Annotated in this window: 11 protein-coding genes, 1 tRNA gene and 1 pseudogene; 6 read left to right on the forward strand and 7 right to left on the reverse strand. The window is 28.4% G+C overall.

Annotated elements, in window-relative coordinates; genetic code table 11:
• The 5 genes and pseudogenes from CRV03_RS04555 to CRV03_RS04575 all read right to left on the reverse strand — a co-directional run.
• Positions 1-598: pseudogene (locus tag CRV03_RS04555) on the reverse strand (methyl-accepting chemotaxis protein); the annotation flags it as partial.
• Positions 599-715: 117 nt separating this feature from the next.
• Positions 716-2,989: a cache domain-containing protein gene (locus tag CRV03_RS04560; protein WP_129083970.1), complete on the reverse strand. Its 2,274-nt coding sequence runs from the start codon at positions 2,987-2,989 to the stop codon at positions 716-718.
• 12 nt (positions 2,990-3,001) lie between these two features.
• Entirely contained in the window at positions 3,002-3,397 is a 396-nt protein-coding gene (locus CRV03_RS04565; protein ID WP_129083971.1) for a PAS domain-containing protein, read from the reverse strand.
• A 9-nt stretch (positions 3,398-3,406) separates the two neighbouring features.
• Complete coding sequence (locus tag CRV03_RS04570) at positions 3,407-4,807, reverse strand: methyl-accepting chemotaxis protein (RefSeq protein WP_129083972.1); 1,401 nt, start codon at positions 4,805-4,807, stop codon at positions 3,407-3,409.
• 224 nt (positions 4,808-5,031) lie between these two features.
• A tRNA-Arg gene (locus CRV03_RS04575) sits at positions 5,032-5,108 on the reverse strand.
• Positions 5,109-5,222: 114 nt separating this feature from the next.
• Between CRV03_RS04575 and CRV03_RS04580 the strand changes: the two genes are divergently transcribed.
• Positions 5,223-7,013 (forward strand): mechanosensitive ion channel family protein, encoded by a 1,791-nt coding sequence (locus tag CRV03_RS04580; RefSeq protein WP_129083973.1) that lies wholly within the window; start codon positions 5,223-5,225, stop codon positions 7,011-7,013.
• A gap of 20 nt (positions 7,014-7,033) precedes the next feature.
• Here CRV03_RS04580 and CRV03_RS04585 read toward each other — a convergent pair whose 3' ends face one another.
• Positions 7,034-7,846, reverse strand: coding sequence for a GGDEF domain-containing protein (locus CRV03_RS04585; RefSeq protein WP_129083974.1), 813 nt, complete (start codon positions 7,844-7,846; stop codon positions 7,034-7,036).
• A gap of 84 nt (positions 7,847-7,930) precedes the next feature.
• Complete coding sequence (gene mqnP / locus CRV03_RS04590; protein ID WP_129083975.1) at positions 7,931-8,803, reverse strand: menaquinone biosynthesis prenyltransferase MqnP; 873 nt, start codon at positions 8,801-8,803, stop codon at positions 7,931-7,933.
• A 51-nt stretch (positions 8,804-8,854) separates the two neighbouring features.
• On the opposite strand from mqnP, the gene miaA reads away from it, so the two are divergent.
• The 5 genes from miaA to CRV03_RS04615 all read left to right on the forward strand — a co-directional run bounded on the left by miaA (position 8,855) and on the right by CRV03_RS04615 (position 12,364).
• The gene (miaA, locus tag CRV03_RS04595; protein ID WP_129083976.1) at positions 8,855-9,730 is read left to right on the forward strand and encodes a tRNA (adenosine(37)-N6)-dimethylallyltransferase MiaA; all 876 of its coding nucleotides are present in this window, start codon (positions 8,855-8,857) and stop codon (positions 9,728-9,730) included.
• 83 nt (positions 9,731-9,813) lie between these two features.
• On the forward strand, positions 9,814-10,014 hold the full coding sequence (rpmE, locus tag CRV03_RS04600; protein WP_114838050.1) for a 50S ribosomal protein L31: 201 nt from the start codon (positions 9,814-9,816) through the stop codon (positions 10,012-10,014).
• Positions 10,015-10,027: 13 nt separating this feature from the next.
• A complete protein-coding gene (gene rsmI / locus CRV03_RS04605) occupies positions 10,028-10,843 on the forward strand; it encodes a 16S rRNA (cytidine(1402)-2'-O)-methyltransferase (protein WP_129083977.1) in 816 nt (271 codons plus the stop codon).
• A gap of 2 nt (positions 10,844-10,845) precedes the next feature.
• On the forward strand, positions 10,846-11,529 hold the full coding sequence (rlmB, locus tag CRV03_RS04610; protein ID WP_129083978.1) for a 23S rRNA (guanosine(2251)-2'-O)-methyltransferase RlmB: 684 nt from the start codon (positions 10,846-10,848) through the stop codon (positions 11,527-11,529).
• Positions 11,530-11,539: 10 nt separating this feature from the next.
• Positions 11,540-12,364 (forward strand): hypothetical protein, encoded by an 825-nt coding sequence (locus CRV03_RS04615; RefSeq protein ID WP_129083979.1) that lies wholly within the window; start codon positions 11,540-11,542, stop codon positions 12,362-12,364.

The following is a 12,364-nucleotide window of genomic DNA, read 5'->3' on the forward strand; positions in this document are numbered from 1 at the left end:
CTGCTGTTTCTTCTAATGAAGCTGCTTGTTCATTTGCTTTTGCTGCTAGGTTATTCATTGATGCTGTCATTGTTGCTGAGTTATGTTCTAGTGTTTGTCCATTATTTAGGTTCGCTTTTGCGTTATTACCTAATGCCTCTCCTAGTTTGTTGATACTAAGCATCAATTCTCTCATCTCATCAGTATACTGCTCATACACTTTTACACTATCACTATAGTCATCATTTGTATAACTTGACATCACTCTTAAGATTCTTGTAGTAGCATCATCTAAACTATCAAGCATTTTATTAAGAGTATTTTTTAATGTCACGATTGTTGGATTAGAACTTTCAGAATTAATTCTACATTTGAACTTACCTTGCTCAACTTTATCTGTAGTAAGAACTATCTCTCCAATAACTCTCATATCTTCTTTTGTTCTTTTATCAACCTCTTTTATCTTTTCATTCCATCTTTTAAGCATTTCATCAACTTTTTTATTTCCTGTTGACTCAATATAATCAAATTCACTTTTGTTGTAAGAAATAAAATCAATAAATTGCATAAAATATTTATCTATGTTTTCTAAATCTTTATTTGAAATAGCACCGAACATCTCTATCCTTTTTTATTTTTTCCAATAATACTAAAAGAGAAGGACTATTGGTATATTATTTTTGTTATTTGATATCAATTCTAATTAATAGTTTTATAAACTTTGGTTAAAAAAACTTTACTTTTTAGAATTTATACTTAACTCTATTTTGAAACTAGCTCCTTTGTAATATTTATTTTCATATTTAAACTTCTTATTTGAAACTACTATGTTTCCTTTTAATAGTTTTGTAACTATTTCTTGAGACATATAAAGACCGATTCCTGTTCCTTGACCTTTATATTTTGTAGTGAAATATGGTTCAAAAACTCTTGTAATAATTTTTTCATCAATTCCATTTGCACTATCAAGAATCTCTATAGTAACTCTTTCGTTATCAACTTTTGAATTTATAATTATTAGTTTATTATCAATAGTATTTTCAAGTAAGGCATCCCTTGAGTTGTTTAAAATATTTATTAATACTTGAATAAACTCATTTTCCAATGTATATAGTCTAATCTCTTCAATATTTTTTACGATAGTTATACTTTTAGCTTTAAATTGAGCTTCAAGTAAAGCTAAAGATTTTTCAATAGACTCTTCTAAACTTATCTCTTTAAAACTGCTATTTTTAGGATTAAAAAAGTTTCTAAAATCTTCAATCGTTTGAGATAAATATTGTGCAGATTTATTAATATTATCCATTGCATGGGTTAAATCTTCATCTTTTAAAATATCCATATCTTTTTGTAGTTTTATTCCTGTTGCTGCTGTTGAAATAGTAGATAAAGGTTGTCTCCATTGGTGAGCAATATTATTTAACATCTCACCCATAGCAGCCATTTTTGACTGTTGATAAAGAATCTTTTCATGTTGTTCTTTTTCTAACTCAAGTTTCTTTCTAATAGTAATATCTTGAATTGTTCCTATAAGAATATTATTGTGCTTATCTATTTCACCTTTGCAATCAATCCATACAGATTTACCATTATCATTTTTTCTAATTTTATAAATACAACTATGTTTTTTATTTTTTGAGATTGAACTATTAATTGATTTTACAAAATAGTCTGTGCACTCTTTGTCCATAAGAGTTTTCATAAAATCTAAATCTACTTTTTTATCTTTGTCAACTCCAAATATTCTGTAAACCTCATCTGACCAATAGATTTCTTTTGTATCAAGGTCAAGTTTCCAGTCACCTAATTTTGCAACTTTTTGAGCTCTTATTAAATTTTTGTTTTTATTTTTTAATGCAGTTTTATAAGATAAAAATCTTCTTTCTAAATATTTAGACATAAAATAAGACAAAATAAGTACTACAACTAAAAATGCCGTACTTAATATCACGAGGTTTTTTAAATACTTGTCATATTTATTTTCTAAAATCTTTTGTCTTCTTTCAATAATTGAGTCTGCATCTTCCATATTAAAACCAGAACCAATAACCCAATCCCAATTATCAAACTTCTTCATATATGCAGTTTTATTTTTAGGATGCATATCATCAATTGTTTTATATATCTTATAGTTAAAAAAATCTCCATTTCTATTTGAATCTACAAAAAGTTTAAACTTTTTAGATAACTCTCTATTTATATAACTATCATGGATATTCACACCTATCATCTTTTTGTGAGCTGTACTAATAATCTTTCCACTATTATCAATGGCAAAAATATATCCATCATTTTTATACTTTAGATTTTGAACTATTTCTAATGCTTCTTTTTTTACCTCTTTTGTAAAGTCATTCATATACTCACCAGTACCAATAAACCAATCATAAGGTCCAAACTTTTTAAAGAACCCTACTTTTAAGAAGTCTTTTTCCCCTTCATTTGGTTTATTCCAATACCATTCATAAAAAACCTCTTTTTTTTCTTTTAGACGTTTATTCATCTCTTGAAGAAGAAAAGTTCCTTTTGCATCAACATAGTGCCATAAGTCTTTGCCTTCTAATTTAGGAAAAGCAGAGTTTAAAATATTTACACCATTCATTTTATAAATAAAAAAGTAACCTCTTCCATTTAAAAAACGTATCTCTCGAAGTGCTTCTTTTATCAGTTTAGTAATCTCTTCTTTTGATTTTGTTGCTTTATTATTTTCATATATAGACATAGCAATACTATGTGCATTTGTTACATGACTTTTAAGTGTTTGTTTTAAAATTTTTGTTTTTGATTTATCTTTTTTCTTTATGAAGTCATAAGCTTTGTTTGTAATAAACTCTACTCTTTCTCTCTCTTGTTCTACGAAGTCTTTTTGTATCTGCTCTTTTTCTGATTTTATATTTTGGTCATGTTCTACTTTTATAAAATATCCAATAAAAATGGCAATTAAAAAAATAAAAATAATAGGTGAATATTTTATTATATTTAAAATTCTATTTTCATTTTTATCAATCATGATATCACTTTATTATCTTTCTTCTTCTAACCACTTTTTGTATAAAGCTTCATGCTCATCAATCTCTTCTTTTGAAGCTTTTCTTCTACACGACATATAACCCTTTGTACCATCACAACTCTCAAAAGGATATACTGTTGCAAAAACCCAATAATACCCTCCACTTTTTGTGGCATTTTTCACATATCCAGTCCAAGTCTTACCTTTTTGAACTGTGTCCCAAAGAGATTTAAATGCAATTTTTGGCATATCTTTATGCCTTACTATATTGTGAGGCTGTCCTATTAGTTCTTCAAAACTATACTCAGCCATTTCACAAAATGCATCATTTGCAAATCTGATTATTCCTTTTTCATCAGTCTCACTAACTAAAAAAGTATATTCATTTAAAATCTTCTCTTGAGACATATTTAGCCTTTAGTTAAACTGCTTCTGTTTTGCTTCGTCAACTAAATCATTTGCCATAGATAAAGTATTGTTTGCTACTTGTGCGACATTGTTTGCTTCACTTGCATTTTCTTGAGTTACTCTATCTAACATTGAAACAGTATCGTTGATTTGTTCTATTCCAGTCATCTGCTCTTTTGAAGCACTTGAAACATCTGAGATGATTTCTAAAGTTTCAGAAATATGAGTATTTAACTCTTCATAGCCTTTTATCATACTATCTGATATCTCTTTACCTTCAACAGTTTTGTTTCTTGCATTTTCTACAATAGTCTTAATCTCTTTTGCTGCTTCTGCTGACCTTGATGCAAGGTTTCTTACTTCTTGTGCAACTACTGCGAAACCTTTACCTGCTTCACCTGCTGTTGCTGCTTCTACTGCTGCGTTTAGTGAAAGAATATTTGTTTGGAAAGCAATTTGGTCAATTACAGTAATTGCTTCATTAATAGAAGCAACCTCTTCATTAATCTCATCCATTGATTTTGCAGTTTTTGAGGCAAGTGTTTGTCCGTTTTCAACAGACTTTTGAACTGTACCACCTAGATTTGCCATTTGTACTGCATTGTTCGCATTACCTCTTGTAATAGATGTAATCTCTTCTAATGCTGCAGCTGTTTCTTCTAAAGAAGCTGCTTGTTCATTTGCTTTATGGGCAACATTTTTTACTGAGTTATTCATACTAATAGAATTCTCTTCTAACTTTTGTCCATTTTCAAGGTTTTTCTTTGCATTTCTTGATAAGTTTTCACCTAGAATATTAATTGACTCCATAACCTTTAGCATGTCTTCACTTAGTTTAGGAGATATATCTATTTTTTCTCTATAATCATCATTTGCATACTTTTCTAAAGAGCTTTTTAATTGATTCATATTTCCTTCAGTTGTATCAAGCATTGTATTGATAGTATCTCTTAGGGCTTTAATCATAAAGTTTTTTGATTCACTATGAATTCTACATTTATAAGTACCTCTTGAAACCTTGTCCATTGTTAAAACAACTTCACCAAGAACCTTCATGTCCTCTTTTCTAATAACATCAATTTTGTCAACATATGAATTCATCTCTGTAAGAATAAGACCTATCTCATCGTTTTTCATATATTGTGCTTTTTGGATTCTATTTGTTCTCATAAAAACAAAATCCATGATATCATCCATATATCTTTTGAATCTTTCAATTCCACCTGTGATTCTTTTCATTGCAGCAAAGTTTAAATATCCAACAATAATTGCAAAAAACAAGTTAACAATTAAGATTGCTACTAAGTCATTTGACGTAATAATTGCTGTTGTAGTAATAACAGCAAACCCTATTTGTGCTAAAAGCATATTAATTAAAAGTTTTGCTTTTGAAGAAAGATTCTTATACATTATAATCCCCATAATATTTTATAGGCATTATTATATCATATTTTGATTACTTTTGAGACATTTGTGAGACACTTATAAATTTAAAATTAAGTTTAAAAACTAGTTTATTTATTGTTACTATGTTACTAATTTTAAAAGCATTGGAAGAAAGCTATTTTAAATAATTATTTTTTTGAGATTTCATTAAAATAAGGAAGTGATTTTTTTTGAAAATTTTATCAAAATGGCACGCCTGGTAGGATTCGAACCCACAACCACCCGGGCCGAAACCGGGAGCTCTATCCAGTTGAGCCACAGACGCGTTAGTTTTGAGAAACGTATTTTACAAATTTTGTCATTAAGACTATCTTATCTTATATCAAAGGTAAGTTTATTTTTACTATAATCCCTATAATTAGCTTTAGAAAGGGCATTTATGAATTATAAAATTACAGTTTTTAAACTTTTTATTTTACTATTTTTACCATTTTTAGTTTTTGCACAGGACAATGACATAAAAAAGAGTGTAGATGAACACTTAGATGAACAAATGCTTGTAGCACTAAAAGTAGTTGCAAATATAAAAAAAGAGAAATATCTAAGTCTTCCTATCAATGAAAGAGAATACGATAAACAAATAAACTATCTGCTAAATAAAATTGCTATAAATCAAAGAGAAGGAAACTTTGTAGCTGTTAAAAGAGATGAAATAAACCTTCAAATTCTACAAGAAAAAAGGGAGTATGAAAAAACTCTAAAAGAGATAATCCAAGCAAAAAACTCATATAAAGATAAAGACTATTTTAAAAGAATTCTAAAAGAGAATATCTCTTTATTGGAGACAAACTCAATTATAAAATATAAAGAGATTTATGAAAAAGCTAAAAAAGATAAAGGCAACCAAGTATCATTAGAGCTTATTGATAGTTACACTACTTTAAAGAAACAAAAAAATAAACAACACTTTGTTCTAAAATATCTTCTAGGAAATATGGATGAATACAGAGAAAGCTACTTTTTTATTGATAACTTTAATATTGACTATGTAATCTCAAAAATTGATTCTCAGCCTATGATTTCAAATATTTCTCAATTTACATCTTATTATTTTAAATTCTCAATTGGAGAAGTTTTATTTGTAATCTTTGTAATGGGATTCTTTAGAATAATCAATACAAAACTAATATTTTTATTTACAACATTTATAAATAAAATATTTATGAAAAGAAGTGATAAAGAAGAAGATGAAATGGAACTTTTCATCAAAGACTCTATTGAAAAACCACTTATCTTTGCACTTTACACACTATCTATTCATATCTCTTTATATGCTTTAATAAAAGATACTGAAGCTATAAATACTATAGTTCCATGGATAAATACAATTTATATTGGTATCTTAACTTGGGCCGTTTACGCTTTACTTGATAACTGGATTTCTAACTATGCAGAAAATCTTGTTGAAAAGTATCCAAATGTAAGAAGAGAGATGATTGCATTTATTTTAAGAATCACAAAAGTGGTTTTAATCTTACTTGTAATTTTATTTCTTTTCACACAACTTGGTATTGATATAAAAGCTATAGCAGCCTCTCTTGGTGTAGGTGGTATCGCAATTGCTTTAGCATCTAAAGATACTTTAGCTAACTTTTTTGGTTCATTAAATATTATGACTGATAACTCTTTTTCACAAGGAGATTGGATTATTGCAAATGATGTTGAAGGAACAGTAGTTGATATTAGAATGAGAACTACAAGAGTTAGAACTTTTGATAATGCAATGATTACTATTCCAAATTCTGAATTAGCAACAACTCATATTAAGAACTACTCAAAAAGAAAGATTGGTAGAAGAATCAAAATGTCTATTGGAGTAACTTATGAAAGTTCGATGAGTGATGTGAAAAACCTAAAAGAAGATATTAGAGAAATGCTTATAAATCATCCTGATATTGCAACAATAAACAACTCAATAGTAGGAAGAACAAGAAGATTTGAATCTGCTAAAAGAGAAGACCTTCAAGGTGTAAAAAGAACACTTTTAGTTTATATTGATGAGTTTGATAATAGCTCGGTTAATATCTTAGTTTACTGCTTTACTAGAAGTCCAGATTGGGAAGAGTGGTTAAGAGTAAAAGAGGATGTAATTATGAAGATTAGTGAACTAGTTGATAAAAACAATTGTGAGTTTGCTTACCCTACTCAAACACTTTTTGTAAAAAAATAAAACTTAGGCACTAGAAATTTCTAGTGCTTCTTTTTCATCTCTCTTTTATTTATATACATCAATTCATCTACTTTATCAAGTAAAGTTTCAAACTCATCACCCTTTTTAAATGGAACTAATCCATATGAGAATGAAAATCTAAGAGATTTGATTTTAGAAGATTTTAGTCTTTGTTCAGCTAGTTTTTCTTGGGCTTTAGCCATCTTTTTATCAGGGTTTAAAACTGTTGAGTTATCTTTATTAAATAGTACAATAAACTCATCTCCAGCATACCTTACAATATCTACTCCTGGTAAATTTAATTCTGCTTTTAAGAAGTTTACTAAGTATTTTAATACTTGATCACCTATTATATGACCATATGTATCATTTATGATTTTAAAGTTATTTAAATCTAAAAATGCCATAAAGCCATCATGAAGGAAACTATCATCTTTCAGGTAGTTATCCATAAACCATTTTCTATTGTATGAATCTGTTAAAACATCAGAAAACAACTCTTTTTGTAAAAAGTCAATTTGCTTTTGCATTCTTTCAAGCTCTTCATTGATTGTTTGAAGAGTATTAATATCATTACTTACAATAGCTTCTTTTGCTTTTTTTGTAGAGTCATGTAATGAAGTTAAATTTTCACTAGTCTTTTGTACTACTTTATCAACTGCATCACAATCTTGTTTTAAATCTTTGAAGACTAATAATTCATCATCTAAATCAAAATCTAGATTTTTGGCATTTTCTTCAAAGAGTTTTGAATACTTTGAGGGAAGAATAATATTCTCTTTTTTTAACTGTTTTAAAGTTAGATATGTAATCTCTTTTAGTTTATTTTCCATATTATTTCCCTAATTTATTTAATTCCCTAATTATAGTACATTATGAGTTATATCATTTTTAAGTATATCTTAAATGTAACACAATTATATTATTGCATCTATTAAAACTAAGAAGAAAAATACAATTCCAAGGTAACCATTTACAGTGAAAAAAGCTTTATCAATTTTTGTAAAGTCTTTATTTACTAAATAGTGTTCATACGAAAGCATAATTGCCCCTGCTAATACTGCAAGATAAGTAAATAATCCACTATCAGAACTAATTGCAAATAGAAGCCAAAATACTACTGTAAGTAAGTGAAATACTCTTGAAATAAGCATAGTGTTTTTTGCACCAAACTTACTTGGAATAGAATGAAGCCCTAGTTTTTTATCTACTTCCATATCTTGTAATGAGTATAAAAGATCAAATCCAGCAACCCAAAACATAACCCCAATACTTAATAAAACTGACCATAAAGTAATAGTTTCACTAACTGCTACAACCCCAGCAATTGGAGCAAGAGCAAGTGAGATTCCTAAAATCACATGGGCTAAATATGAAAATCTTTTAAAGTAAGAGTATGAACCAATGATTGCTAAAATTGGAACTGCTAAATAAAAGGCTAAATCATTTACAAAATATGCAACGGCTATAAATCCTAAAGCATTTGCAATATTAAAAATAAGCATTGCTGTTGGACTTACTCTTCCATCAACATTTGGTCTATTTTCAGTTCTTGGATTTAAAGCATCTATATCTCTATCCATATATCTATTAAAGCCCATTGCAAAGTTTCTAGCTGTAACTGCTGCTAAGACACCTAAAATTAGGAGTTTAAAACCAAACCAAGCAGAGCCATTTGTTTGAACTGATGCAACAATCATTGCTATAAAAATAAATGGCAATGAGAAAATTGAGTGTTTGAACATTACTAGTTCATTAAAGTCATTTAAAAGTTTCTTTATTTTATTCATTTTGGGATTATATCAAAATATAATTTAGTCTTCTTTTGATAAAATCTTTTTATGAAAGAAATTGCAATTATTGGCTCAACTGCCTCAGGAAAAACTGGACTATCTTTAGAAATAGCACAACAAACAAACTCAATAATTTTATCCCTTGATTCTTTATCTGTTTACAAAGAGATTGATATCGCATCAGCTAAACCAACAAAAGAAGAGAGAGGTGATATTATTCATTTTGGAATTGATGAAGTTTATCCAAATGAAAACTTTGATGTAACACAGTTTTTTGACTGCTACAAAAAAGCCAAAGATTTTGCAAAAGAAAACGACAAAAACCTTATTATCGTCGGAGGTACTGGTTTTTATTTAAAAGCTCTAGTTGAAGGACTTTCAACTGGTATTGAGCAAGATATTAAACTTGATATTCCACTAGATGAAGCCTATGAACTTTTATACTCATTAGATAAAGCTTATATGGAAAAAATTGCACAAAACGATAAGTATAGAATAGAAAAAGCTTACTCTATTTATAAACAATCAAATATGTCTCCAAGTGAATATTTTGAAAAGAACCCTAAAGTTCCCCTTGCAAAAGATTTAGAGATTTTTGAAATTGTTTGGGAAAGAGAAGATTTAAAAAAAAGAATAAACCTGCGAACTTCTTTGATGATGAAAGAAGGAATTATTGACGAAGTAATATATTTAGAAAAAAATTATAGAAGAGCTCCAAACTGTATGGCTTCAATTGGAATAGTAGAAACCTTAGATTTTTTAGATGGAAAACTTACAAAAAAAGAGCTTGAAGAGAAAATTTCTTTAAACACAGCAAAACTTGCAAAGCGTCAAAACACCTTCAATAAGGGACAGTTTAAAAATAAAACTTCAAATATTATAGAAAACTTAAATTCAGATATCATTAAGTATTTTTCGCTATAATCCAATCTCAAATTCAGAGTTTGATAAAGGGCGACAAAGACTCGACCTTTTATTGAACATTTATCAAAATAAGGAAATTTGAAGTGAAAAAAGAAATTCACCCAGATTACAAAGATTGTACAGTAAGTTGTGCTTGTGGAAACACATTTGAAACTAAGTCAAACGTTGAGTCAATGAGAATTGACATTTGTTCTGCTTGTCACCCATTCTTCACTGGTGAGCAAAAAATTGTTGATGCTGCTGGTAGAGTAGAGAAATTCAAAGCTAAATACGCACAAAAATAATTGTTGCTATAAATTGCTTACTTTAGTTCCGACTCCAATAGGAAATCTTGATGATATCTCTAAAAGAGCTTTAACAGCTCTTTCGGAGGCGGAATTAATTTTTTGTGAAGATACAAGAGTCACAAAAAAACTTCTTCAACTTCTAAGTGAAAGAGAAAACTTAGAGTTTAACTACAAAGATTTAAAATCTTTCCATTCACACAATGAAAATCAAGTTTTAAAAACCTTAACACCTGAAGATTTCAATAAAAATATTGTTTATGTTAGTGATGCTGGTATGCCTTGTGTTTCAGACCCAGGAGCTACACTAGTTCAATACTGTATTAACAATAATTTAGAATATGACGTACTTCCAGGAGCAAATGCAGTTTTAACAGCTTTTGCGATGAGTGGTTTTTTAAATACCGAATTTACTTTTTTTGGTTTTTTAGCGCACAAAGGAAAAGAGCGAAGTGAAAAACTAACAAAGGTAATGCAAAGCCCTATTTTATCAATTCTTTATGAGTCACCCCATAGACTTTTAAAGACTTTAGAAGAGATAAAAAATATAGATGAAAATAGAACTGTCTTTTTAGCAAAAGAGATAACAAAACTTCATCAAAAAACTTACAAAGACTCTGCACTAAATATTTATGAAAAATTTACTAAAGAGAATATTAGAGGTGAATGGGTAATTGTTATTGAACCTACTGAAACTGTGGGAGCAAGTCTTGATGTAAAAGATATTGAAAATCTTGATATTGCACCTAAAGTAAAAGCCAAACTTCTTGCAAAAATGACAGGAAAAACTGTAAAAGAGATTTATCAACAACTTTTAGATAAAATCTAGCCATGATTATATATGGCAAACAAGTAGTACTTTACGTACTAGATAAACACCCCGACCTTATTGAAGAGGTAATGTTCTCAAAAGAACTAGAACCAAAACTTTTTAAAAGATTTGCAAAACTTGATAAACAAATTATCAAGCTTGATAATAAAAAAGCACAAAGTATGGCACGTGGAGGAAATCATCAAGGTTTCTTCTTAAGACTTAAAGATTTCCAAACAACTGGATTAAAAGAGATTAAAAACTCTAAGTTTATTGTAGTTCTTGATGGATTAACAGATGTAGGAAATATCGGAGCTATTTGTAGAACAGCTTATTCACTTGGTGTTGATGCAATTATTGCTTCAAATGTAAAACAACTAAACTATGAAGGTATTGCACGAACTAGTAGCGGTGCTTTATTTGACATGCCATTTTGCCAAACACAAAATGTTTTAGATGTAGTAAATGAACTAAAACAAAACAATTTTACTCTAATGGGTGCATCTATGGATGGAGAAAACCTAAAAGAGTTTAAAAATGAAAATGAAAAAACTGCCCTATTTTTAGGAAGTGAAGGTTTTGGACTTTCAAATAAAGTTGTTAAAAAACTTGACAATAAAGTTTCTATTGAAATGTCAAATAGTTTTGACTCCCTAAATGTTTCTGTTGCAGGTGGAATATTAATTTATAACTTAATGAAATAAGAGAAAAGTGATGATAAAGAAACTATTACTAATTTTTACATGTGCTATTGTTTTAAATGCAAATAATCTTGATGAAAAGATTATTCATCTAATTGGAAATCAAAAATATATTGAAAATAAGGGTTTAATTAACTACCTTTTTTCAAAACAAAATGATTTTTATGATGTAAATGGAAATATAAAGTATGTTGATTTATTAAATAAACTTCAAGAAAATGGTTTACTTCACCTAGGTTTTGCAAAACCTGAAAACTTAACAATCACTTTTAATATAAACCATGACCCAATTAAGTCACTTAAAATAGTTTCTGATTCACTAAAATCTTTAGGATATTATCACTACTTCACAAAAAAACTTCTATATACACAAGAAGGTACACTAGAGTGGACAATAAACCTAAAAACGGAAGCCGCCATTGACCCTCTTATGTTATCAAAAGAGTTTGGAAAGCACAATTCAAAACCAACTGATATCATAAAAGAGGGACAACTAACTTGGATATATGATGTAGATACATCCCTGTCAACGTTCAATGATGCAAAAGATTTAGTATCAGGTGAACAGATTGATTTGAAAAAGCCACTTAGACCATACTTTTTAAAAGTTTCTAGTGCAAATAAAATATTAATAAAATCAAAGTTTGGTAATAGATGGTTTCCGCACATTGTTTTTTATGACAGACATTTAACAATTGTAGAAGTTATAAAAAAAGAACAAAGACATCAAAATTTAGAAGTGGAAGTACCACAATATACAAGATATATGAAAATAGATGATCTTTTTACCCTTGCTAATATCAAGCGAGGATTAAGTGTAACAATTAAGGAGAAATAA

It is taken from the genome of Arcobacter sp. F155, from assembly GCF_004116455.1.
Taxonomy (GTDB): domain Bacteria; phylum Campylobacterota; class Campylobacteria; order Campylobacterales; family Arcobacteraceae; genus Halarcobacter.